17 protein-coding genes and 1 pseudogene are annotated in these 23,153 nt (G+C 66.4%); 12 read left to right on the top strand and 6 right to left on the bottom strand.

All coding sequences use genetic code 11. The annotated features are described in order from the left end of the window. Positions 1–52: 52 nt before the first annotated feature. Positions 53–274, bottom strand: a complete 222-nt coding sequence (locus tag RWR81_RS03505) for a hypothetical protein (protein WP_314454450.1) — start codon at positions 272–274, stop codon at positions 53–55. Positions 275–1,205: 931 nt separating this feature from the next. On the opposite strand from RWR81_RS03505, the gene RWR81_RS03500 reads away from it, so the two are divergent. From RWR81_RS03500 to RWR81_RS03470, 7 genes and pseudogenes are all read left to right on the top strand, one after another. Continuing rightward, positions 1,206–2,135, top strand: a complete 930-nt coding sequence (locus RWR81_RS03500) for a sugar phosphate isomerase/epimerase (protein ID WP_314454447.1) — start codon at positions 1,206–1,208, stop codon at positions 2,133–2,135. A 61-nt stretch (positions 2,136–2,196) separates the two neighbouring features. Continuing rightward, a pseudogene (locus RWR81_RS03495) lies at positions 2,197–3,207 on the top strand (Gfo/Idh/MocA family protein). Between the two features lie 272 nt (positions 3,208–3,479). Beyond that, positions 3,480–4,349: a sugar phosphate isomerase/epimerase gene (locus tag RWR81_RS03490; protein WP_314454524.1), complete on the top strand. Its 870-nt coding sequence runs from the start codon at positions 3,480–3,482 to the stop codon at positions 4,347–4,349. Between the two features lie 159 nt (positions 4,350–4,508). After that, entirely contained in the window at positions 4,509–6,125 is a 1,617-nt protein-coding gene (locus RWR81_RS03485; protein WP_314454445.1) for an MFS transporter, read from the top strand. Between the two features lie 212 nt (positions 6,126–6,337). Further along, entirely contained in the window at positions 6,338–7,618 is a 1,281-nt protein-coding gene (locus RWR81_RS03480) for an MFS transporter (RefSeq protein ID WP_314454442.1), read from the top strand. Positions 7,619–7,775: 157 nt separating this feature from the next. Beyond that, complete coding sequence (locus RWR81_RS03475) at positions 7,776–8,942, top strand: zinc-binding dehydrogenase (RefSeq protein WP_314454439.1); 1,167 nt, start codon at positions 7,776–7,778, stop codon at positions 8,940–8,942. Between the two features lie 319 nt (positions 8,943–9,261). Next, complete coding sequence (locus RWR81_RS03470; RefSeq protein WP_314454437.1) at positions 9,262–9,660, top strand: nuclear transport factor 2 family protein; 399 nt, start codon at positions 9,262–9,264, stop codon at positions 9,658–9,660. Between the two features lie 247 nt (positions 9,661–9,907). Here RWR81_RS03470 and RWR81_RS03465 read toward each other — a convergent pair whose 3' ends face one another. Then, positions 9,908–10,174 carry a hypothetical protein gene (locus RWR81_RS03465; RefSeq protein ID WP_314454435.1) on the bottom strand — a complete coding sequence of 89 codons (267 nt, stop codon included), beginning with the start codon at positions 10,172–10,174 and terminating at the stop codon, positions 9,908–9,910. Positions 10,175–10,670: 496 nt separating this feature from the next. Between RWR81_RS03465 and guaA the strand changes: the two genes are divergently transcribed. Together guaA and RWR81_RS03455 are read left to right on the top strand one after the other, a co-directional pair. Then, positions 10,671–12,257, top strand: coding sequence for a glutamine-hydrolyzing GMP synthase (gene guaA, locus RWR81_RS03460; RefSeq protein ID WP_314454433.1), 1,587 nt, complete (start codon positions 10,671–10,673; stop codon positions 12,255–12,257). Between the two features lie 265 nt (positions 12,258–12,522). Next, a complete protein-coding gene (locus RWR81_RS03455; protein WP_314454431.1) occupies positions 12,523–13,398 on the top strand; it encodes a hypothetical protein in 876 nt (291 codons plus the stop codon). Positions 13,399–13,781: 383 nt separating this feature from the next. Here RWR81_RS03455 and RWR81_RS03450 read toward each other — a convergent pair whose 3' ends face one another. The 3 genes from RWR81_RS03450 to RWR81_RS03440 are packed head-to-tail and all read right to left on the bottom strand — an operon-like array spanning position 13,782 to position 17,080. Continuing rightward, positions 13,782–14,966, bottom strand: coding sequence for an ABC transporter permease (locus tag RWR81_RS03450; RefSeq protein WP_314454427.1), 1,185 nt, complete (start codon positions 14,964–14,966; stop codon positions 13,782–13,784). Next, positions 14,953–16,095 carry an ABC transporter permease gene (locus RWR81_RS03445; RefSeq protein WP_314454424.1) on the bottom strand — a complete coding sequence of 381 codons (1,143 nt, stop codon included), beginning with the start codon at positions 16,093–16,095 and terminating at the stop codon, positions 14,953–14,955. The genes RWR81_RS03450 and RWR81_RS03445 overlap by 14 nt, the downstream gene beginning before the upstream one ends. A 1-nt stretch (position 16,096) precedes the next feature. Continuing rightward, positions 16,097–17,080 carry an ABC transporter ATP-binding protein gene (locus tag RWR81_RS03440; RefSeq protein WP_314454421.1) on the bottom strand — a complete coding sequence of 328 codons (984 nt, stop codon included), beginning with the start codon at positions 17,078–17,080 and terminating at the stop codon, positions 16,097–16,099. A 118-nt stretch (positions 17,081–17,198) separates the two neighbouring features. On the opposite strand from RWR81_RS03440, the gene RWR81_RS03435 reads away from it, so the two are divergent. Both RWR81_RS03435 and RWR81_RS03430 read left to right on the top strand, forming a co-directional pair. Continuing rightward, positions 17,199–18,404 (top strand): histidine kinase, encoded by a 1,206-nt coding sequence (locus tag RWR81_RS03435; protein ID WP_314454419.1) that lies wholly within the window; start codon positions 17,199–17,201, stop codon positions 18,402–18,404. Further along, positions 18,401–19,072: a response regulator transcription factor gene (locus RWR81_RS03430; RefSeq protein WP_314454417.1), complete on the top strand. Its 672-nt coding sequence runs from the start codon at positions 18,401–18,403 to the stop codon at positions 19,070–19,072. Before RWR81_RS03435 ends, RWR81_RS03430 begins: the two co-directional genes overlap by 4 nt. A gap of 209 nt (positions 19,073–19,281) precedes the next feature. Here the strand turns inward: RWR81_RS03430 and RWR81_RS03425 are convergent, their stop codons facing one another. Further along, entirely contained in the window at positions 19,282–20,322 is a 1,041-nt protein-coding gene (locus RWR81_RS03425) for an alpha/beta hydrolase (RefSeq protein WP_314454415.1), read from the bottom strand. Between the two features lie 183 nt (positions 20,323–20,505). On the opposite strand from RWR81_RS03425, the gene RWR81_RS03420 reads away from it, so the two are divergent. Beyond that, complete coding sequence (locus RWR81_RS03420; protein ID WP_314454412.1) at positions 20,506–23,055, top strand: glycoside hydrolase family 3 N-terminal domain-containing protein; 2,550 nt, start codon at positions 20,506–20,508, stop codon at positions 23,053–23,055. The last annotated feature ends 98 nt before the right edge of the window (positions 23,056–23,153 follow it).

Genomic DNA, 23,153 nt, shown 5'->3' with positions numbered 1-23,153 from the left:
AGGATGAGTCCGCGAGCCCTACGGTGCGTCCGCGCATTGCTGGGGGCGCGTCCTACTTCCACAGGTCTGCGACGGGACGCCAGCGGCGTGCGGCCGCGGGAGGGAAGAGTGTCATGACTCGGTGGCGCAGTGCGATGAGGTTTCTGAAATCGTCCCAGATGAAGCGCTCAGTGCGCCATCCCATCCTGACCAGTGCGTCATGGCGCTGCTTTTCCCTCCACAGATACTCAGACGACTTGTACTTCACCTGTCCGTCGAACTCCGCCAGCACCATGTACTTCGGCCATGCCTCTGTTCAGCAACCATCTCTTCAAGTCGACGTTGAACCGCTTCCATGCGCTGCTCGGATTCCTCGTGGTGGTAGCGTGATGGACGAGCGAGGCTGCGCACAGCCGAGTCGACGATGCAGATCGCCTCTCGTGCAGGCAGGTCGAAGGCGCAGTCCATAGCCGTGCGCAGCACGGTCGTCACCGGCAGGCCTGAGACCTCTGTGATGTCCTTCTTCTCCAAACTGCCCCGACGTCGTCGAAGAGAGGTGTTACGTCGCCCTCCAGGAGCCGGCGGAAGCGACATTCGGGTTCGGCGGGATCGAGAGGACATGGCAAGACTGATGTCGGGCTCGTGCTGCTGCACCCACAGGCCATGGACAAGCGCAGCAGACTCGTGACTCAAAGCAAGGGCCGAGGGGACCTGCATGCAGGCTGCGACACAGCGGGCCGGACTAAGCTGCTCGGCCGCTCTCCAAGGCTCCATTTCCCGTGTGCTGAGATCCGTGTAGAGGCCATGAGCGACCCTCACTGGATTGCGCATAAGGGGCGGAGGACCATTGCAGGCCAGTACGAGCGGAAGTCGGGGAGGTTCGGGGTAGGTCTCCATATCGCTAGGTTGATGCCCAGTCGTGTGATCGACCAGTGACGTTTCGAGCTCTGTGGGTAATGCAGGCTGTGGTGTCCCTGTGGCCACCGGCATCGATGCTGCCGAGGACACACGATAGAGATCGCGGACTGTGCCTCCGGGGTCAGTTCCCGAGACCTAAGGTACGTCCTCGGGCCGAAGGGAGGGGCTCTGAGACTCTGACGAGTGGTGGGGGCGCTAGAGATCAGACATCTTTGTTAGTACAAAGCCCTGGATACTTGGTTGACGGCGGCGTACAGTAGGTGTCGTATCCGAAACGATTCGGATACCGCCTCGCGAAGGAGACAACGATGTCCAAAGCCGTCAACACCAACGATCCCAAGTACTCCAAGCTCACCATCGGCGTCTGCCCTGACCAGTGGGGCGTCTGGTTCCCCGAGGACCCCAAGCAGATGGACCCCCGTCAGGCCTGGGAGGAGATGGCCGAGGCCGGCTTCGAGGTCATTGAGACCGGCCCCTTCGGCTACTTCCCGACCGATCCCAAGGAGCTCCAGAAGTGGTGCGACGAGTTCGGCATGAGGGTGGTGGCCGGTACCGGCTGGGGCATCCTGCACAAGCAGGAGGCCTGGGAGACCACGATCAAGACCTTCCGTGCCATCGCCGAGACCCACGCCGCCGTCGGCGCCGAGTACATCGTCCACCTGCCTCCGCTCTACCGCGATGACAAGACCTGGAAGTGGACCGACGACCGCGTCCTGTCCGACGACGCCTGGAAGCTCTACGTCGAGCACGCCAATGCCCTGGGGCAGATGCTCCTGGACGAGTACGGCCTCAAGATGGTCCTTCACCCCCACGGCGACTCCCACATCGAGACCCCCGAGGAGATCGCCCGCATCTTCGACGCCACCGACCCGACCTACGTCAACCTGTGCCTGGACTCCGGGCACGTCGTCTACGGCGGCGGGGACCCCGTCGAGCTGTGCCGGAAGTACCCCGAGCGCATCACCTACGTCCACATCAAGGCCTTCGATGAGGACATCACCCGTGAGGCCCACGAGAAGGACTGGCCCTTCGGCGAGGCCGTCACCAAGGGCGCCTCGGTCTGCCCGCCCGCCGGCCTGCCCGAGATGCACGAGTTCGTCGACGCCCTGGCAGCCCTGGACAAGCCGATCTACGCGATCTGCGAGCAGGACTGCTACCCCTGCGACCCGTCCTTCCCCAAGCAGAACGCCATCAACATGCGCACGTACCTGGCCGAGTGCGGCCTGGGCTTGGCCTGAGGCCTCCTGCCGCTCGATTCGGTCGACCCATCACTGACACCATCTCAACGAGGAGACACCTATGACTGCACGCATCGGACTCATCGGCGCCGGCGGTATGGGCCGCGCACACCTGGCCCGCATCGCGGGCGTCCTGTCCGGCGGCGAGATCGTCGCCGTGGCCGACATCAACTACGAGGCCGCGGTCTCGGCCGCGGAGCCATACGGCGCCAAGGCCTACGACAGCGCCGATGAGCTCATCAACGACCCGGACGTCGACGCCGTCCTCATCGCCACCTTCGGCAAGGTCCACGCCCCCGACGTCATCAAGGCCATTGAGGCCGGCAAGTACGTCCTGTGCGAGAAGCCCCTGGCCACCACCGCCGAGGACTGCATCGCCATCATGGAGGCCGAGCAGAAGGCCGGCAAGAAGCTCGTCACCGTGGGCTTCATGCGCCGCTTCGACGTCGCCTACAACGAGATGAAGAAGGTCTTTGACGACGGCGACAACGGCCAGGCCCTCTTGGTCCACAACCGTCACCGCAACCCCGCCGTGCCGGAGTCCTACACCTCGCGCATGGCCATCGACGACACGGCGATCCACGAGATCGACACGATGCGCTGGCTCCTGGGCGAGGAGATCGTCAAGGTGCGCGTCGAGCGGCCCAAGTCGACCACTCACCGTTTCGACCACCTCATCGACCCGGTCGTCGTCGTCATGTACACCGAGTCCGGCGTGCGCATCGACGACGAGGTCAACGTCAACCTGCAGTACGCCTACTCCATCGAGTGCGAGCTCGTGCTGGAGACCGCCGCGGTGAGGCTGGGAGACCAGGAGCGGATCCACGTCCGCGACATCCACGGCAACCGCAACGCCATGTGCCAGTCGCACATCGACCGCTTCGAGGACGCCTTCAACCGCGAGGTGTAGGAGTGGATCAACGCCGTGGCCCGCGATGAGCACACCGGCTCGACCTCCTGGGACGGCTACGCGGCCACCTCCGTGGTCGACGCGGCGGTCGCCTCGCTGGAGGATGAGTCCTCGCCGATGGTCGACGTCACGCTCATCACCAAGCCCGCCTTCTACGCCTGAAGCCTCCCGTCGTCGTCCTCGCCGTTGCAACCGTCTGTCGGTGCGTTCGCGATTGCTGCGTGTTCGCCAGCGTCCCGATGGCCTCATCGGATGGATGACGACGGGGGCCGCCCGCCATGTTCGTCCTGGGAGGTGTCCGGACCCGCCTCCTCGGGCGACGACTTGTCGGCGGCAGGGCGACGTGCTCCCGCCCTCACCACTTCCCTAGACGCAATTGTCATGACATTATGGGGGGTGTCGACACGGCCGTCGGCGCCCGAGAGGAGACCTCCTTGGTAGACATCGCTCTTGACCCCAACATGTACTACCGCACCATGCCCACGGTGCGCACGCTCTACAAGGCCGCAGAGCTGGGCTTCGAGCACGTCGAGCTCTCGCCCAGCGCTGACTTCCACTTCTGGCACCACCGTCCCGCTGCCGATGACGCCTTCGTGGCCGAGCTCAACAAGGCCCAGAAGGAGACGGGCGTCAAGGTGCGTACCCTCAACCCCGTCTTCAACTGGTCCTCGCCCGACGAGGAGGAGCGGCGCGCCCAGGTGTCCAACTGGCGGCGCCTGCTCGAGCTCGCCGACCAGCTCGACGTCCGGGAGATCACCTCGGAGTTCTCCGGGGACCGCAACCAGGCCCGCCGCAGCGAGGAGCAGTGGTTCCGCTCCATCGAGGAACTCATCACCGACTTCGAGCGCTACGGCATCCGGCTCAACATGGAGGCCCACCCCTACGACTTCGTCGAGCTTCACGACCCTGCCCTGAACCTCGTGCGCGCGGTCAACAAGGACTGGATCGGCTACGAGTTCTGCTGCCCTCACGCCTTCCACCTCTCCGACGGCGCCGGCGACGTTGAGCGCATGATCCGCTCCGCCCACGAGGCCGGAAAGCTGCGCGAGGTCCACATCGCCGACGGCTTCAACCACCGTGCCAACGACGGCAACCGCTACATCATCAACCCGCCCGGCGCCGACGTCACCGTCCACCAGCACAACGAGGTCGGCAACGGCGAGGTCGACTGGAACGCCGTCTTCTCCACGCTGCGCGACATCGGCTTCGACGGCGTGCTCTCCGTGTGCGTCTTCGGCTGGCACGAGCACGCCGATGACATCAACCGCCGAGTGCTGGCCCGGCTCCGCGAGGAGCTCGGCTGACCCTCATCGGTCCTCTCCGTCTACAGTGAGGACCGCCCACGCCGCCGGCTCCCGCTCCTGCGCTGCGGGGCGGTGGCCGGCGGGCCGTGACTCTCGGTCCACCCAGCAGCGACTTTTCGCCTCCGCCAACGACGGCGGACGACCCAAGGAGTTCCATCCATGTCCACACCATTGAATTCTGCGGCGCAGTACACGCCGGAGAAGATTCAGGAGCTGGTCGACCAGACCCCCGCCTCGGGTCCGAAGCGCTCGCTCGGACTCATCGCCCTGGTCGCCACCCTCGGCTCGCTGCTCTTCGGCTACGACACCGGAGTGATCTCGGCCGCGTTGCCGTATATGTACCTGCCTCACGACGCCAGCGGCCTTCAGATCAACTCGGTGGAGGAGGGGCTCGTAGGGACCTTCCTGTGCCTGGGCGCTGCACTGGGTGCCTCGGTCGGCGGCAAGCTTTCCGACAAGTACGGGCGTCGCCACAACATCACGCTCCTGGCCGCCGTCTTCTTCTTCGGCGCACTGGGGTGCACCTTCTCGCCGAACATCTGGATCCTCTACTTCTTCCGCATCGTCCTGGGCTTCGCCGTCGGCGGCGCCTCGGCGACGGTCCCGGTCTTCCTCGGTGAGACGGCCCCCAAGCGCATCCGCGGAACGCTCGTGGCCGTGGACCAGATGATGATCGTCTTCGGTCAGTTCCTCGCCTTCTCGATGAACGCGGTCCTGACCCAGATCCACGGTGGTCCGGAGGTCACCGTCGCCAAAGACGTCGTCAACAGTTCCGGCGAGGTTGTCACCAAAGCGGGCGAGACCGTTTCCTGGGAGTCGGTCCAGCACCTGGCCAACGTCGCCGTCGAGTCCGGTAACGGTACGACCTGGCGCTACATGCTTGTGCTGGCCTCGCTGCCGGCCATCGCGCTGTGGATCGGGATCCGTCTCATGCCGGAGTCCTCGCGCTGGTACGTCGCCAACTTGCGTATCGCCGAGGCCATCGGGGCCCTCAAGCGCGTGCGCGATGAGTCCAAGGACGGCCCCATTGCCGATGAGATCGACGAGATGCTCGAGGTCCAGCGCAAGGAGGCCAGCCAGGAGAAGTGGGGCCTGGCCCAGATCCTCGGCGTTAAGTGGACCCGGCACCTGCTCATCATCGGCATCATCCTGGGCCTGGCGGATCAGCTCACCGGTATCAACACGGCCATGTACTACACGCCCAAGGTGCTCTCCGCGGCAGGTCTGCCCATGAGCGACGCGATCTCCCTTAACGTTGTCTCCGGGTTCATCTCCTTCGTGGGATCGGCGGTCGGCCTGTGGCTGGTCACCAAGTTCGCCCGCCGGCACGTGGGCATCTACCAGGAGGCCAGCATCGTGGTCTCCCTGGGGCTCCTGGCCGCGGTCTTCTACTTCCTCATCCAGCCCTACCAGGACGCCGACGGCAACATCAAAGGCGCTCCCACCTTCGCTCCCTACCTGGTGCTGCTCATCGTCTCCCTGTTCGTCTTCGCCAAGCAGTCCGGAACAGTCACCTGGGTCCTCGTGGCGGAGATCTTCCCCGCCAAGGTTCGCGGCACGGCCATGGGGTTGGCTGTCGGTGCTCTGTGGATCGCCAACGCGATCGTCGCCCTGGTCTTCCCCATCATGATGGAGAAGCTCGGGGGAGCGGGCACCTACCTCATCTTCTGCCTCATCAACGTGTTCTCCCTCATCTTCTACACGAAGTACGTGCCCGAGACGAAGTACCACTCCTTGGAGGAGCTCGAGGTGCATTTCGAGAAGGAGTACAGCTGACTCACTCGGTCAGGGGGCTGAGACCGTGTTGAGCCGGTGACAGGCCGTCGGGTTGGAGGGCCCGCCAGGAACGGATTGAAGCCGATCGCTCGGTTCTGACACACTGTCTCAGTTCCCGTCCGATGTCGTCAGCGTCAGCTGATGCCGCATCTGAACAGACATCTACCCACAATGCCGCCCATGCCGCCCATGACGTACACGGTGACCGGTCCATGACCCCGCATCCGCCGCGCAGCGCGCCGCCCGCCCCGGCTCACCTCCGGTTGTACGCATGGGCGGCGGGTCTGTTCCTCGGGGCGCTCGAAGGGGCGCTGGCCGTCGTCGTCGCGGACGCCCGCGGCGGCGCGCTGGCGCAGGTCTGCGTCGTCGGTGCGGCCATGATTCTGGGGACCCTCGGCGGTCGACCGCTCGCCCGGTACCTGGGCCGCAGGAGAACCGGCCTGGTCATGGCTGTGTTTGCGGTGGTGGGTGCGGGGCTCACGGCCGGGCTCGGCGGCGCCCCCGCCCTCGTCGGGTCCGGGCTGGCGGGCCTGGCCGTGGGTGGGGTGCTCGTTGCCGCACCACTGATATGCCACGAGCTCTCTTTGCGCGGACACAAACGCCTCATGCCGCAGGCCATGGCTCTTGGCCCTGCCGGGGCGGGCATTGTGGTGCTGGCGGCCTGGTGGAGCCCTGCGAGAGCGCCGACCGCCTGGGCGGTGCTTGCGGGTGCCGCGTTGGTCTACCTGGTCTGCGCTCTGCGTCTGCCCGAGAGCCCGGTCTGGCTCGTACAACGGGACCGCGATGTGGAGGCCTTCGAGGCACTGCGCGGCTTGCACGGAACTCTGGAGGCCTCTGTGGCCATCGACTGGACCCGCCTGGATGCCGAGATGATGGTCGAGCAGCAGGCTCTGACCCCTGCGGACCTGCGAGTGCCCCAGGTGCGTGCCGCCGTGCTGACCGGCGCCGTCCTCATCATCGCCCAGGAGGCGCCCCTGGGGACAGCGGCCCTGGTCCTCGCTCCGCTGATCGCATCCGAGCTCGGGCTCGCATCCGCTGCGATTGCCGCGAGCGCCGCCACCTGGATGGGGCTGGCGCTCCTCGCCCTGGTGCTGGTGACCCGGGTTGAGCAGCTGCGCTTCCTGCGGGTGGTGCTGGGCGCTGTCGTCGCCGTCCTGGGGGCGACCTTCCTGGTCACCGGCATGACCCTTGGGGGTGCGGGCGGCGCTTGGACGATCATCATCTCCCTGACAGTCCTTGTCGCCAGCCAGTCGGTCCTGGTCCTGCCCGCCTGCCAGGGGGCGATCGACCCGCGGATCCCGCCCTGGCTGGTTGAGGCGCAGCGGCGCGCCTCAGCGACCGGAGGGGTCTTGGTGCGTGCCGGCGTCCTCCTCGCCTCACTGCTCATCGTGAGGTACCTCGGGACGCCCGCCCTGATCTGGGCGGCCTTCGCGTTGTCGGTGCTCAGCGTCGCCGTCGTGCTCTTGAGGCTGCCGCGCGAGCTCAAGGTCTAGGGGAGGGGTGAGCGCGAGGCGGTTCTGAGGGCAGCGCCCACGCATCCGACTTCAGACCTATGATTTGTCAGGACAAATATCGTATGGTGGGGGTGTGGCCGCAAGAAGCCACTCGGCGGCCCGACGTCGTCGACACCTGACAGAGAGGCACCTGAGCATGACGAGCAACGAGGCAGTCCAGGCCTCAGAGGCAACCGAGTCCATCCCTGAGACCATGAAGGCCGCGGTCCTGCGGGACCACGAGGTCGGACTGGAGATCGAGACCCTGCGTACTCCCCGGCCCAAGAACGGCGAGGTTCTTATCAAGGTGGCCGCCTGCGGACTGTGCCACTCCGACCTCCACGTCATCGGCGGCGCCATCGCCTTCCCACTGCCGGCGGTGCTCGGCCACGAGGTCTCCGGCACCGTTGTGGAGCTCGGCCCCGGAAATGAGCACACCGGTCTGGAGATCGGGCAGAAGGTGGCCGGGGGCTTCCTCATGCCCTGCGGTCAGTGCGATGCCTGCGCCGCGGGCCGCGACGAGCTGTGCGGCCCCTTCTTCGACCTCAACCGCCTCAAAGGCGTCCTCTACGACGGCACCACCCGCCTGAACACCCCCGACGGTGAGCCTGTGGCCATGTACTCCATGGGCGGGCTTGCTGAGTACGCGGTCGTCCCCTCCACCGCTGTGGCCCCCGTGCCCGAGAGCATCGACATGGTGCCGGCTGCCATCCTGGGCTGCGCCGCCATGACCGGTTACGGGGCCGTGCGCCGCGGCGCCGACCTGCGCTACGGGGAGACCGTCGCCGTGGTCGCCACCGGCGGCGTGGGCACCAATATCGTCCAGATCGCCCGCGCCTTCGGTGCCGGCCAGGTCATCGCCATCGACGTCGACGACGACAAGCTCGCCCCCATGCTCGACTACGGGGCCACCGCTGTGGTCAACTCCGTCACCCAGGACGCCCGCGAGGAGGTCTTCCGACTCACCGGTGGCAAGGGCGTGGACGTCTCCTTCGAGGCACTAGGCATCCCCGCCACCTGGACCACCGCCCTGGACGTCCTGGCCGACGGTGGCCGCATGGTCCCGATCGGCCTGGGGGCCGGCGTGCAGACCGCCGGCGTGGAGATCAACCGCACCGTGCGCCGCTCGCAGTCGATCCTCGGCTCCTACGGGGCGCGCACCCGCCAGGACCTGCCGGCCGTCGTCGACCTGGCCGACAAGGGCGTCATCAACTACCGCGACGTCGTCTCGCGGCGCCTGCCGCTTGAGGAGGCCGGCGCCGGCTACACCGCGCTGCGCAACCGCGAGATCCAGGGGCGCGCCGTCGTCGACATGGCGCTGTAGTCCCTCACTGCCGGAGTCCTCCCGCTCCGCCCCATGAATGCGTCTCCTGCTCGAGCCCTGACGGCTCGAGCAGGAGACGCCATGCGTGCCTTGAACCGGGGCGCAAGGTGCTGCCTGTCCGCATCTGCAGCAAAGGACTCTGTCAGCCCTTCGGGCCGCAAGCAGAACCGCGGAATCATGCGGTGTCCTTGTGGCGGTGTAAGCCTGGAGCCCGCGTTTGTGGCAGATTTGGACATCTCGGGCAAGTGCACCGTCGACCGCAGAGGGCGTCTGACTGACTATCGTGACCATCATAAGGAGCAAAGGAGCAGGAGACCCGATGCCCACTGATCTGGAGCGCACCTTGGAGCGCAACAAGGAGAACGTCAAGGCCTTCTACGACCTCATGTTCAACCAGTGCCGGCCGAGGGCGGCGCTGGAGCGCTACGCCGGCGACGAGTACCGGCAGCACAACACCCACGTGGCCGACGGCAAGGAGGCCTTCGTCGAGTACTTCGAGCGGATGGCCCGCGACTACCCCGGCAAGAGCGTGGAGTTCGTGCGTGCCTTCGCCGAGGGGGACTACGTCATCCTGCACTGCCACCAGCGGTGGCCGGGGTCGGATGACTATGCGGGTATCGACATCTTCCGTCTCGACGAGCACGGCCGGATCGTGGAGCACTGGGATGTGCTTCAGGTGATCCCGGAGACCTCCGCCAACGACAACGGCATGTTCTGATCGCGCTTGGGCGTCGGCGTGTCAGGTCGGCGTCACTGTCATTCGCCCTGACGTAGGGGGTCAGGCACGAGAAGAGGGGCGCCGCCTGTGCGGTGCCCCTCGGGTTGCCATGGCTGCGCGGGCTTCCTTGGCCGCGCAGCCTCGTTGTTCTGTGCCCTGCCGGGCTGGATCCGGGGCCTGCGTTGCTTGTGATGCGTGGTCCGGACCTGGTGGTGAGCTCGGATGGGCTCGTTGGAGACTTCTACGCTCAGCGGGCCTCGAGGAGGTTGATGCCGGTGTAAATGCCCACGCCCATGGTGATCGCTGCCAGGACGGAGGCTGCGAACATGATGGTCGGGACACCGGTGACGGCGCCGACAACGGCCAGGGCCATGACCGCGACCATGACGGCGATCATGGCGACGGCGAAGGTGAGGCGGTTGGCCTCGGCCTGCGTGGAGGTGGTGGTCGCCTGGGTGGCCGTGTCCGTGGTCTCGACGGTCTGGGTGGGGCGCTCGGTGATGGTGGCGGTCATGTGAGTGTTCCTCTCGATGTGTGTCGAGCAGGTCTGCCTGACTACCAGTCGTGCGTCCCTGCACGACGGTGTGCAGCCCGTGGGCCGGACGGAGGTTTGTCCGTCGAGTGGAACTCTAGGAAGGTCCCACCCAATTGTCTAGACAAAGGATCGTGATGTGTGTTGCGTGGGCGACTCGTGGATCACATGGGATCGCCAGGGTCGCTGTGACCCGGTCGCAGAAGTGTGTGGGTCAATATGGCGTCATAGAGAGCATTGCCGGTCCTGACGGGGGATCGGGAAGGTCTGTGGCGCAGTGGTTTTGATCTGGGGATGTGATCCGTGAGGTAAGGGCGCGATGCATCCCACTGGTCTAGTCCTGTTGTGAGGGGTGCTGAGGTGTGCGGCGTCGCCGAGCGGGGCTGTATGCGTGTCCGATCGTCTTCGTGGGCGGCTTCAGAAGGGTGTGACGGCAAGGCGGAAGGTGGTTGGCTACCGCCCCGGCTATCCTGTTCAGGTGACGACCAGCCAGCCCTTTTCCAGCGCCGTCGGCCCCGTCCTCGTGGTGGACTTCGGCGCCCAGTACGCCCAGCTCATCGCCCGCCGCGTGCGCGAGGCCGGTGTCTACTCCGAGATCGTGCCCCATTCCATGGATGCCGCCGCCATGCTGGACAAGCAGCCGGCGGCCATCATCCTCTCCGGTGGACCCTCCTCGGTCTACGCCGACGGCGCCCCTTGCGTTGATCGGGCCCTCTTCGATGCCGGAGTGCCGGTCCTGGGCATCTGCTACGGATTCCAGGCCATGGCCCAGGCCCTGGGCGGAACCGTCGGGCGCACCGGTACCCGCGAGTACGGACACACCCCCGTCCGCGTGGAGGGGGGCTCCTGCCTGTTCGATGGCACCCCGGACGACCAGGTGGTGTGGATGAGCCACGGTGACGCGGTTCAGGCCGCCCCCGAAGGCTTCACCGTCACCGCCTCCACATCCCAGACGCCGGTGGCCGCCTTCGAGAATCCGGGCCGTCGCCTCTACGGACTGCAGTGGCACCCCGAGGTCCTTCACTCCGAGCACGGGCAGGCCGCCCTGGTCAACTTCCTGCACAAGGAGGCGGGGCTGCCGGCCACCTGGACGCCGGACAACATCATCGACGAGCAGGTCGCCCGCATTCGCGAGCAGGTGGGTGATGCCCACGTCATCTGCGGCCTGAGTGGAGGAGTGGACTCCTCCGTGGCCGCCGCCCTCGTCCACCGCGCGATCGGTGACCAGCTCACCTGCATCTTCGTCGACCACGGTCTGCTGCGAGCCGGCGAGCGCGAGCAGGTGGAGCACGACTATGCCGAGGGCATGGGCATCCGCGTCATCACGGTCGACGAGACCGAGCGCTTCCTGAGCGCCCTGGCCGGCGTCACCGAGCCGGAGGCCAAGCGCAAGATCATCGGCCGGGAGTTCATCCGCTCCTTCGAGGTGGCCCAGCGCCGGGTGATCGAGGCCGTGGGCGCTGAGGGCGGTGAGATCCGCTTCCTGGTCCAGGGGACTCTGTATCCCGACGTCGTCGAGTCTGGCGGGGGAGAGGGTGCCGCCAACATCAAGAGTCACCATAATGTGGGCGGCCTGCCCGAGGACCTCGACTTCGAGCTCATTGAGCCGCTGCGCGAGCTGTTCAAGGACGAGGTGCGCGCCATCGGCCGTGAGCTCGGTGTGCCGGAGAAGATCGTCGCCCGACAGCCCTTCCCCGGACCGGGACTCGGCATTCGCGTCATCGGAGAGGTGACGGCCGAGAACCTGCGCGTCCTGCGGGCCGCCGACGCCATCGCCCGCGAGGAGCTCACCGCCGCCGGGCTCGACGATGAGATCTGGCAGTGCCCAGTGGTGCTGCTCGCCGGTGTGCGTTCCGTGGGGGTGCAGGGCGACGGGCGCACTTACGGTCACCCCATTGTTCTGCGGCCGGTGAGCAGTGAGGATGCCATGACCGCGGACTGGACCCGCCTGCCCTACGATGTCCTGGCGCGCATCTCCAACCGGATCACCAACTCCGTGCCGGAGGTCAACCGGGTTGTGCTCGACTGCACGAGCAAGCCCCCGGGCACCATCGAGTGGGAGTGACGGAGTCGTAGCGGCTGCCTGTCGTAACGGGCTCCGCCAGTTGACGCATTGCTGAGGGGCCTCACGCCTGTGGCGGTTGTATCGAGATCGACTTTCTCGCGGTAGGTATGTGACTGTATTGGAACGTTGAGTCGTGGGGACCTCCAATTCGAGTATTCGCTGATGGCGTTGCCTTGGCTACTATGGACGCTGCAGCAGATGCCGCTGCACTCGTTCGTCTCAGTTCTGCCTCAGTTCGACGCCTTGTCGAATATCAGGAGCCACAATGTCGTATCCTCCCCAATCCTTCCCGTCCCAGCAGTACCCGCCGCAAGGGCAGGCACCGATGCCGATGTATCAGCCACAGATGCCGATGTATCAGCCACCGATGAAGAAGGGGCACAACATCGTGGGCATCATTGCCCTGGTCATGGCAGTCATCGGGTTCATCTTCGCCTGCGTCCCCGGCGCGCTGATCATCGGCTGGGTCCTGCTGCCGATCTCCTTCATCATGGGACTGGTAGGTCTTTTCCGGAAGGGGGAAGTGCTCTGGCCTGCGATCACAGCCGTCATTGTGTCGGTGATCGGCACGATCGCCGGCGTCCTAGTCTTCCTGGCGCTGCTGGGAAGCGCTGTCGATGAGGCCACCTCCTCCACGAGTGCCGTCTCCGCTTCGGTGGCTCCCAGTGGAACGTCGTCGGATGCTCGAGGTTCGAGGTCCTCTGGGCAGGGAAAGACCCGTGAGAATCCTTATCCGCTTGGTACCGAGATCTCCGGAGAGGATTGGAAGGTCGTTGTCAACTCGGTCACCTTCAATGCCAATGATGCGGTTGCTGCGGCGAACCAGTTCAATGATCCGCCCGCTGCTGGAAAAGAATATATTCTCATCAACTACACCGCCACATACATCGGTGATAACTCGAACGGAGAACTTGCTCTCTTCGCTTCGGTGGACTATGTCACGGTTGATGGAATCACCATTGATGCAGCCGGATCGGCCGTCGTTGCTCCGGATGGCATCGACTTTATGAAGATTTTGCACAAGGGTGCAAGTGTTACCGGAAATATTGCCTACGAGGTTCCCTCGGACACGGCTCGTGATGGCGTCCTTGCAGTCACTCCGGGCGTGATGGCCGATACGGTCTTCGTTGCCGTGAAATAACAATGTCGGAGTGAAGACGCATGACGTGTTCCGGGGCCGGTTGCCGTCTGGCGACCGGCCCCGACGTCGCTCGTACGCTGGGGCAGGCGGGAGATCTGTCCCAGGATTGGTGGTGACGACAGCGATGTTGATGCGCTTCGACGACGGACCGCACATGAATGCGTCCAACGCACCGCCCGATGCCGAGCCACCGGAGACCGGAAGGTCTGCGCCGGCCTGCCCTCAACGCCTCCTGGTCTCCCGAGCCCGTGGCGACCTGGCTGGCTCCGGTCGTGCCGACCGCCCGGTGCACTCAGGCGGGACCGCCTGGGCGTTGACTGGTTTGAACGTCTCCGTGGGCCGGCTGGTCTCTCCAGCCGGCCCACGGAGACGTTACGCTCGTCTTAGAGTGACGATTGCGCCCGGGTGCGTCCAACGGCCATGGCGACGGCGAAGATCGCGACGGCGAACAGGGTGCAGATCCCGCAGTCGACGAGCAGGGGGTGGATGACGTCGGCGGACATCGAGGTGGCGGTGTACGCCCCTGAGATCGCCTGGGCCGCCCAGTACCCGGGGGTGAACTTGGAGACTTGGATGACGGCGTCGGGCAGCCACTCGGTGGGCACCCACGCCCCCGATAGGAAGGACATGGCCAAGCCACCGATATTGGCGACTGTGCTGGCCACGTTCTGGCCCAGGCCGACCTGCCCCAGGAGGAAGCCGAGCGAGACCGCAACGAGCATATAGGCGCCCAGGGCCGCACCGACGACTCCCAGCAGCGGGGCCGATGTCGTCACGGCGCTGGTTCCGAGTTTCGTGACTCCCAGCCCGAAGATCCACAGCCATCCGATCAGGCCGATCATGAGGCAGGCTCCCATGATCCCGAGGCTGCGGGATCTGCCGCTCACCGGTGCCGCGCTGAGGCGGGAACGGACTGACCGGTGCCCCAGCGATGTCATGAGCGTTGAGATCGTCACGATCGCGAAGGCCATGATCGGGTAGAAGGAGAACATGGCGTAGACGACGAGGCTGTGCGGCAGGGGGGTGGCGTCCTGGGCGATCCGCTCGGCAGGGGCGGAGTGGTTCATCGTTTCCTTGGCCAGAGTGACGGCACGAGCCGGATCATCGGTCAGCGTTGAGAGATACCCTGTGACCTGCCCCAGGTAGGAGTTGGTGCTCGCGTTCATCAGCGATCCTGCGGCCGATTCGTATCCGATGACCGTGTCCATCCGGGGAGGCTCGGCGCCTTGGCGAGTGGCCTCCTGGAGCCGCTGCCCGTATCCGGCCGGAATGATGAGGATGTAGCTGATGCGGTTCTGCGCGGTGGCGTCCTGAATGGCCTGCCTGGAGTCCTCCAGCGACTGAGCCTTGCCGACGGACTCGACGTAGTCCTTGATCCCCTGGGAGATCGTGGAGCCGTCGCGGTCGATGACGGCCACACTCGCCGTGGCTTCCTTGACCTGGCTGGATGTGTCCTCGGTCTGAGCGGCTCCCGCATTCAGGCCGAGCAGGGACAGGGCCATCAGGTAGATCAGGACGTACTTCCTGTGGGCTGCCACGATCTTCAGCGACGTCTTAAAGGTGCTCATGGTTCATCCTTCTGGCACGGATCAGGGCAATGGTGAGGAACAGGCAGGTCATGACCAGCAGGACTGCGCAGCTGTGGGCGAAGGGGGCCAGGGAGTCGTAGTAGAGCAGCCCGTAGAAGCATCGGGTGGCCTGCCACAGCGGGTTGGCTTGCACCAGCAGTGGGGCATGGAGTTCGACGGTGCTGGCCAGGGACTGGGCTGAGGGTCCGTAGAGGCCTGTGAACAGCGATAGGAAGCAGCTGATTGCTGCGACCATCCCGATCCCCATCTTGCCGAAGGTGCCCAGTGCGGCGCCTGCAGTGCTCGACATGAGGCCGGCCACCCCGATCGCCACCAGGCACAGGAACACGTGAGGCCCGAAGTCCACACCCACCACCGTGGCGATGAAGGCGAAGGCGATGAGCAGGCAGATCAGGACGCACACCCAGGAGGCCGCGAGCGTGGCGGTGAGGACCTTCCACCGCGGCAGGCCCGCCAGGGTTCGGCGGGCTCCCAGAGGGGAGGTGGCCATGATGCTCTGCACCGCGGTCATGGTGACGGTTGTGCCCATGCCGCTGGCGAAGGCCAGCAGCGCGAAGTAGTAGCGGGTCGCGGGTTTGACGGGAGACGGCGTCACTGAGATCGAGTGGGTGAAGGAGTGGTCGACCTGAAGGGAGGCCATCTGCTCCGGCGGAACCCCGGCCTCGATGGCGGTCTTGAACTCGGCCTGCCTCTGGGTGTAGGAGTCCATGACTACTCGGAGTACCCGAGTCGTCTCGGCCTCATTGCCCTCCTGAGTCACGTACAGCACGGGATCGCCGTCCTTGACAGCGAGATAACCGTTCGTGTCCCCCCGTTTCGCGGCGGCTTGGGCCTCGGAAGCGGTGGAGTAGGTGACCTTGGTGATGAGGCGGGGGTCGGCGTCGTCGGCGGAGATCTGCTCGACGACGGCATCCAGGCCGGGAGCCGCCCGGTAGGCCTCGTCCTGGACAACGCCGAAGCTGATGGGGGTGGCCTCGAAGTCCTTGTCCAGGTTGGCGAACATCGCCATGAACATGAGGGACATGATGATCGGGAAGCCGAGCGTCCACACGAGCAGGATACGATCGCGCAGGAGCCTGAGCACCTGGTAGGAGAAGACGGTCAGCATGTCAGGCCGCCTCGTCGCGTAGGGCCCGCCCGGTGATCTCCAGGAAGACGTCGTTGAGGGTCGGGGGCTCGGAGGTCACTCGGCCGCAGGTCGCTCCCGCCGCATTCAGTGCCCTCATGACGTCGGAGAGGTTGTGCGCCCCGGAAGTGCACTCAACGAGGACCTCGCCGTCCTGGTAGGTGACTGTACGCACGTGGTCCAGGCGACGCAGAGCCTCCAGGGCCTCCTCGCCCAACGGGACAGGGCCCGCGATCTCCACCCGGATGCGCTCACCGGTGCCGATCATGGCCTTGAGCTCGTCGGAGGTGCCGGAGGCGACCTGCTGGCCGCGGTCCATGATGACGATCCGGTCGCACAGCTGCTCCACCTCCTCCATGTAGTGGCTCGTGTAGAGGATGGTGGCGCCGTGCTCGTTGAGACGCTTGATGCCGTCCAGGATCGCGTTGCGGCTCTGCGGGTCGACGGCGACTGTGGGCTCGTCGAAGATGATGAGGTCGGGGCCGTGGGCGATCCCGCAGGCGATGTTGAGGCGGCGCAGCAGACCGCCGGAGAGCTTCTTGGGCTTGAACTTCACGAACTTCTCCAGGCCGACGAAGGCGATCGCCTCGGCCACCAGGCGGCGCCGCTCGGCGCGGTCGCGCACATAGAGGGCGCAGAAGGCGTCGATGTTCTCCGCCACGGTGAGCTCGTCGAAGACGGCCACTTCTTGGGGAACCACACCGATGCGGCGCTTGAGTCCATAAGCGGTGGGCGTCATCGGCTCGCCGAACACCCGGATAGAGCCCTTGTCGTAGGTGAGCAGCTGGAGAAGGCAGCTGATCGTCGTCGTCTTGCCCGAGCCGTTGGGGCCGAGCAGGCCCAGTACCCGGCCGCGCGGGATCCTTAGGGAGAGACCGTCCACCGCGACCAGCTCCCCGTAGCGCTTGACCAGGGAGCTGACCTCCACAGCAGGGCTGGTGTCCCCGATCCCGTCCTTGACTTCCATCTCAGTTCCTCTCTTCCCACCGGTGCCTCCCGGTTCATGACTCCCATGTTCCTGCGGGGGCGGTGGTGGTCAGAAGTGCCTGCCGTCATGACCTGGGCGGGTATCCATGACTTCTGTCATGAGCTTTGCGAAGCGGGGTCGGTGGACCGGTCCGCCGGACTCGGGACTGCTCGCCATCGTCGATAATCGAGGCGTGAAGGTTCTGGTCGACAAAGGAGTGCTGCTGTGCGGCTGCGTCCTGCTGGCCCTGCTGGTGGGGAGGGCGGATGCGGCCGTCGTGATCTGGCTGCTTGTTGCCGTGACCGCCAGTGGGCTGAGCATGATTGTGGATCAACGGCGGTGGGCCATCACCGTTCCGGTCATCTATCTCCTGCTGGGAGCGTTCACCGCGGCATCCGTATCAGGTGCGCCTCTGGTGGCCCACGACCTGGCCCGTCTCGCCGCGTCCGGGAGCCGGCAGGAGCGAGTGGTGGCGGTGGTCGGTGGTCTTCCGCTCGCGGTCGTCGTGGCCCGAAGGACGCCGGAAGTACCGGTGCTTGCGCTCGCTCTGACGATCTGTGCGCTAGCGGTTCTTCTCGCCCTGCGCACCACTCAGGAGGAGGCCACGCGCACCAGCCTTCATGCCGTGCGAGACGACCTGCGCGAGAAGGTCCTCATCCTGCAGGACACGAACGCTCAGCTGCTCCGGGCCCAGGACTACGAGTTGCGCGCCGCAGCCCTGTCCGAGCGCACCCGGATCGCCCGCGAGATCCATGATGGCGTCGGCCACCTCCTCACTCGCCTTCTGCTGCAGGTCAAGGCCCTCCAGGTCGTCCACCGTGACGAGCCGGGTGTCGTCACCGACCTCACCGCCCTGGATACGGGCCTCGATGAGGCCCTGGACTCCATGCGCCGCTCCGTCCACGCGCTGTCCGACGAGGGTGAGGAGCTGGCCACCTCCCTCAACCTCTTGGCCTCCCACAGCGGCATCGCCGCGGTGAGCGTCGACTGCTCCACCGACGTCGAGCCCCCGCCTGCGGTGGTGCGCTGCATCGTCGCCGTGGTGCGTGAGGCACTCACCAATGCCGCCCGCCACGGTCAGGCCCACTCGGCCCGGGTGACGGTCACTGACTACCCTGCGTTCTGGCAGGTCACGGTCGACAACGACGGTGTCGTCCCCGACGAGGACGACCCGGCCGTCGACGGCCGCGGGGGCTTGGGGCTGCGCTCCATGACCGAGCGGGTCGAGGCTCTGGGCGGCCGGGTGAGAATCACCCCGCGGCCGCGGTTCACGGTCTTCGCCACGATTCCCAAGGATGCAGCAGGCAGAGAAGGAAAGTCATGAAGGTCCTCATCGTCGACGACGACGCGCTCGTCGCCCAGGCCCTGTCCACGATCCTGTCGGTCGAGGCCGACATCGACGTCGTCGGTCTGGGCGGCTCGGGGCTCGAGGCCGTCGAGCGCTACCGGGAGCTGGCCCCGGACATCCTTCTCATGGATATCCAGATGCCCGACGGCGACGGGCTCAGCGCGGCCGAGCGGATTCTGGCTGAGGACGCAGGAGCGCGCATCGTCTTCCTGACCACCTTCTCCGACGACGAGTACATCGTGCGGGCCCTCAGGATGGGGTCGCGCGGCTACCTCATCAAGCAGGACGTCGCCCAGGTGGCTCCGGCGCTGCGGTCCGTCATGGCCGGAGTATGCGTCCTGGAGGGGGAGGTGCTCGAGCGCAGCGCCACCATGGGGCACAGCGCCGGGCCGCAGGTGAGCGGGGCGGATCGGGGCCGGGGGCGGCAGGACCTGCGGAGGACCGTCTTCGCCGCCCTGACCGACCGCGAGTACGAGGTGGTTGAGGCCGTGGCCGAGGGGCTGGACAACGCCGAAGTGGCGGTGCGGCTGTTCATGAGCGAGGGTACGGTGCGCAACCACATCAGCTCGATCCTGGCCAAGCTCGGCCTGCGCAACCGCACCCAGGTCGCAGTCATGTACTACCGCTCCGCACAGGCCGGGTGAGCCGGGGCATGACTGCCGAGGTGCGATGGGCTTATGAGGACGCCGATGCAGCGATCGCCGCAGGAACGGACAAGCGTTACCGAAGTATGGCTGACCTGCGCAACGACCTGGACCTGTGATGCTCCAGATCGTCATCTCGAACACGTGCAAGAAGAAGCTCGAACGGGCTAAGAAGTGCGGTCTTGATCGGGATGAGTTCTTCGCCGTCGTCAATGGCGTCCGTTGCCAGAACGGCTGGGCGCTGCTGAGGCGAGCTCCCCGGTGATGAGGCGGACGAGGTCGCGGCGAGCCCGATGCCCCTCAGGGGTGGGGAACATCGGGTAGACGTGGTTGAGCCCCTCACCGGCGTGCAGCGTCGAGTCGACCCCGGCCTCCAGGAGCTTGGCGTGGAAGAGCGCATTGTCCGGCAGGAAGATCTCCCGGGTTCCCACGAAGGTGGTCACCTTCTTCAGGCCCGACAGGTCGCCGTAGATGGGGGAGAGGTGCCAGTCGGTTGGCGGCGTGTCGCCTGCCCAGGACCGACCGATCTCAGTGAGGGGCTCGGGCGCCATGAGCGGGTCGGTGTCGACGTAGTCGGCGATCTGCGGGTTGGCATGGGTGACGTCGACCCACGGCGAGATGAGGACGAGCTCGTCGGGCTGGGTGTCGCCGGCCTCGGCCAGGGACAGGGCGATGACCGCCGCCAGGCCTCCGCCCGAGCTGTCACCCATGAGAACGATCCGCTTCCCCGGGTTCTCGGTGACCACGCGCCGATAGAGGTCCAGCACCAGTCGGTGCGCCTCCTGCCAGGTGTGGTGGGGCGTCAGCGGGTAGAGCGGCATGACGACGTCGGCCCCCGTCCTGCGGGCGAGGTGGTCGACGAACCAGGTGTGCGCCGTGACCGCCGTCGTGATGTAGCCGCCACCGTGGAGGTAGATGACGATGGTGTTCGACGGCGTCCGCGGGCGGAGGTGGTAGACGGGCATGCCGGAGTCCTCGCGCCGCTCCAGGTCGTAGAAGAGGCGTCCCCAGGCGGGGAAGGCGACGGCGCGGCGAGCCTCAGGGCGGCTGGCCAGATGGGCGATCCTCTTGGTGATCGACATGCGTGTGTGGACCATCTTGACCGGCCGGGTGCCGTACTCCGCCAGGGTCGCCGCGGCCGAGCGCCCGTAGCGCCTGCGTGAGTAGAGGCTGAAGGCCCCCACCGTCAGGCCGATACCGGCCACGCCGACGGCGATCCTGCTCCTGCTGACTCTTCTGGACGCCCTCATGATTCCTCCGCTCTGTGGGGCACCGAACGCTGTCCGAAGACACCCTCGGATCCAGCGCCCGTTTCGCCTATCGTAGGCAACAGAGCCCCGTGATGATGGGGAGGATCTTGACTGTTCACTCAATGCGGAGGCGCGCTCGTGGCGCCGCCGATGGCGTCGATCGTGACAAGGAGAGAACTCGACATGGAGACCTACGAGATCGACCACCTCGACATTGTTCGCGCTCTGGCTCCCGAGTGCATGGTGCTGCTGCGCTCCGACGGCGCCCTTCCCTTGACAGAACCGGGACAGATCGCCCTGTTCGGCTCCGGTGCGCGGCACACCGTCAAAGGCGGTACCGGCAGCGGCGACGTCAACTCCCGCCACGTCACCACCATCGAGGAGGGCCTGGAGGCGGCCGGCTTCACCATCGTCACCAGGCCGTGGTTGGAGGCCTACGACCGCGTCCGCAACCAGGCCCACGAGGACTTCATCGCCGGTATCAGGGCCGAGGCCGCCGAGCGCGGTGTCCCCGCCATTACCATCGGCATGGGGACTGTTATGCTCGAGCCGGAGTACACGATCCCCCTCGATGTCGAGGCCGGAACCGACCCGGGTACGGCTGTCTACGTCCTGGCCCGCTCCTCCGGGGAGGGCAGTGACCGCACCCCCGAGGCCGGTGACCTGAGGCTCACCGACACCGAGATCCGCGACATCCTCGCCCTGAACGGGCGCTTCGAGAGATTCCTCCTCGTCCTCAACGTAGGAGGTGTCGTCGACCTCAGCCCCCTCCAGGGTGTTACCAACATCCTTCTGCTCTCCCAGCTCGGCGCGACCATCGGCGACGCCTTCACCGATGTCCTCCTGGGCCGGGCCTACCCCTGCGGCAAGCTCGCCACCACCTGGGCCGCCTGGGATGGGGACGACCGGATCGGGGACTTCGGCGACCCGGACGACACCCACTACCGCGAGGGCGTTTACGTCGGCTACCGCTTCTACGACTCGGTCGGCAAGGAACCGCTCTTCCCCTTCGGATTCGGACTGGGCTACACGACCTTCGACATTGAAGCCCGCCGGGTGAGCCTCGACGGTGCCTGCGTGAGCATCGACGTCGATGTCACCAACACCGGTGCACGTCCCGGCAAGGAGACCGTCCAGGTCTACGCCGGTGTCCCGGCCGGCCGCCTCGACCAGCCGCTCCAGGCGCTGGCCGGTTTCACCAAGACCGACGAGATCGCCCCGGGGGAGAAGGCCTGCGTCACTGTGGATGTCGACCTGACCGACCTGGCCTCCTACGACGAGGCCACCCGTGCCACGGTCCTGGAGGCCGGCCGCTACCCGCTGCGGGTGGGAACCTCCAGCCGGCACCTGAGACCCGTCGCCGTCGTCGAGCTCTCCCAGGACGCGACCGTGCGACACCTGACCGGCGACCTGGGAGAACCCGGCTTCACCGACTGGAGACCCGAGGCTCCAGCGGTCCTCGACGTCCCGGCCGGCCTACCGGTACTCACCGTCGAGCCGGCCCATCTGCGCCGTTCGGATCGCGCCGAGTCCGATGAGCAGTCCGCGCCGGAGGGCTTCAGCGAGGCACTCGCCCTGGCCCGGGACCTGTCCGACGACGAGCTGATCCACACCGTCCTGGGCGACTACCGCAGCGGTGAGGAATCGGGTTCCATCGTCGGCGCCGCTTCCACCGCCGTCATCGGCGCAGCGGGCCAGACCACCACCCGGATCCCAGGGCTGCCCAGCATCATCATGGCCGACGGGCCCGCCGGCCTGCGCCTGGCCCCCACCTACGGTGTCGACGCCGAGGGCCCCTTCTCCCTGGGCGACTCCAGCCTGCCCGCCACCTTCCTCGAGCTCATGGACGACGCCGGACGCGAGGCCCTCGGCATCACAGACGCCCCCGAGTCCCGGGAGCCCACCGAGATCCGCGAGCAGTACACCACCGCCATCCCCATCGGCTCCGCGCTCGCCCAGTCCTGGAACCCGGCACTGGCGCAGCGCCTCGGCGACATCGTCGGAGCCGAGATGGAGCGCTTCGGCGTCCACCTCTGGCTCGCCCCCGCCTTCAACCTGCACCGCTGCGTCCTGTGCGGACGCAACTTCGAGTACCTCTCCGAGGATCCGCTTCTGGCCGGAGACATCGCTGCCGCCATCACCCGCGGCGTCCAGTCCCATCCGGGGCGGGGCGTCACCATCAAGCACCTGGCCTGCAACAACCAGGAGACCAACCGCCTCAACTCCAACAGCAACGTGAGCCCCCGCGCCCTGCGAGACCTCTACCTGCGCGCCTTCGAGATCTGCGTGCGCCAGGCCCGGCCCGCCGCCGTCATGACCTCCTACAACCTCATCAATGGCGTCCACACCTCCGAATCGGCCGAGCTGCTCGAGGTCATCCTGCGCCAGGAGTGGGGCTTCGACGGCCTGGTCATGACCGACTGGGTCGTCGACGGCATGACCCGCAGCGACATGAAGCACCCGCGCGCCACCGCAGCCGCCACCATCAAGGCCGGCAACGAGCTCTTCATGCCCGGAGGCGAACCGGACCGGGAGGACCTCCTGGCCGCCCTGCGCCGGGGCAGTGGAGGCTCTGGGCCGGACGATCGGACTGAGTCGGACGACGGCGGTGTGAGCCTGACGCGTACCGAGCTGGAGAAGCAGGCAGCCCGCGTCATCCGCATGGCCCGGAGGCTTGCTGACCCTGGAGACCGGATACCTGAAGGGAATGAGATCGGTCGCCCCTCAGACTAAGAGCGGGGGGTGGATCGGTGCAGCCGGTGTACGTGCTCACTTTGCGCGGAAAGCCGCTGGCGGGATGTGTGAGAACCTGCCGTTCAGACGGCCGACGT

Source organism: uncultured Actinomyces sp. (assembly GCF_963526355.1).
GTDB lineage: Bacteria > Actinomycetota > Actinomycetes > Actinomycetales > Actinomycetaceae > Actinomyces.
Note: the sequence above shows the minus strand (reverse complement) of the source record. Positions and strands in the feature narration are given on the sequence as shown.

What these genes read in the sequence shown, in the direction of transcription:
- RWR81_RS03440 (WP_314454421.1), bottom strand. Translation starts at nt 17,080, where the DNA reads ATGGAAGTCAAGGACGGGATCGGGGACACCAGCCCTGCTGTGGAGGTC.
- RWR81_RS03445 (WP_314454424.1), bottom strand. Translation starts at nt 16,095, where the DNA reads ATGCTGACCGTCTTCTCCTACCAGGTGCTCAGGCTCCTGCGCGATCGT.
- RWR81_RS03505 (WP_314454450.1), bottom strand. Translation starts at nt 274, where the DNA reads ATGGTGCTGGCGGAGTTCGACGGACAGGTGAAGTACAAGTCGTCTGAG.
- RWR81_RS03425 (WP_314454415.1), bottom strand. Translation starts at nt 20,322, where the DNA reads ATGAGGGCGTCCAGAAGAGTCAGCAGGAGCAGGATCGCCGTCGGCGTG.
- RWR81_RS03420 (WP_314454412.1), top strand. Translation starts at nt 20,506, where the DNA reads ATGGAGACCTACGAGATCGACCACCTCGACATTGTTCGCGCTCTGGCT.
- RWR81_RS03465 (WP_314454435.1), bottom strand. Translation starts at nt 10,174, where the DNA reads ATGACCGCCACCATCACCGAGCGCCCCACCCAGACCGTCGAGACCACG.
- RWR81_RS03435 (WP_314454419.1), top strand. Translation starts at nt 17,199, where the DNA reads ATGAGCTTTGCGAAGCGGGGTCGGTGGACCGGTCCGCCGGACTCGGGA.
- RWR81_RS03485 (WP_314454445.1), top strand. Translation starts at nt 4,509, where the DNA reads ATGTCCACACCATTGAATTCTGCGGCGCAGTACACGCCGGAGAAGATT.
- RWR81_RS03430 (WP_314454417.1), top strand. Translation starts at nt 18,401, where the DNA reads ATGAAGGTCCTCATCGTCGACGACGACGCGCTCGTCGCCCAGGCCCTG.
- RWR81_RS03500 (WP_314454447.1), top strand. Translation starts at nt 1,206, where the DNA reads ATGTCCAAAGCCGTCAACACCAACGATCCCAAGTACTCCAAGCTCACC.
- RWR81_RS03480 (WP_314454442.1), top strand. Translation starts at nt 6,338, where the DNA reads ATGACCCCGCATCCGCCGCGCAGCGCGCCGCCCGCCCCGGCTCACCTC.
- RWR81_RS03450 (WP_314454427.1), bottom strand. Translation starts at nt 14,966, where the DNA reads ATGAGCACCTTTAAGACGTCGCTGAAGATCGTGGCAGCCCACAGGAAG.
- RWR81_RS03455 (WP_314454431.1), top strand. Translation starts at nt 12,523, where the DNA reads ATGTCGTATCCTCCCCAATCCTTCCCGTCCCAGCAGTACCCGCCGCAA.
- RWR81_RS03475 (WP_314454439.1), top strand. Translation starts at nt 7,776, where the DNA reads ATGACGAGCAACGAGGCAGTCCAGGCCTCAGAGGCAACCGAGTCCATC.
- RWR81_RS03470 (WP_314454437.1), top strand. Translation starts at nt 9,262, where the DNA reads ATGCCCACTGATCTGGAGCGCACCTTGGAGCGCAACAAGGAGAACGTC.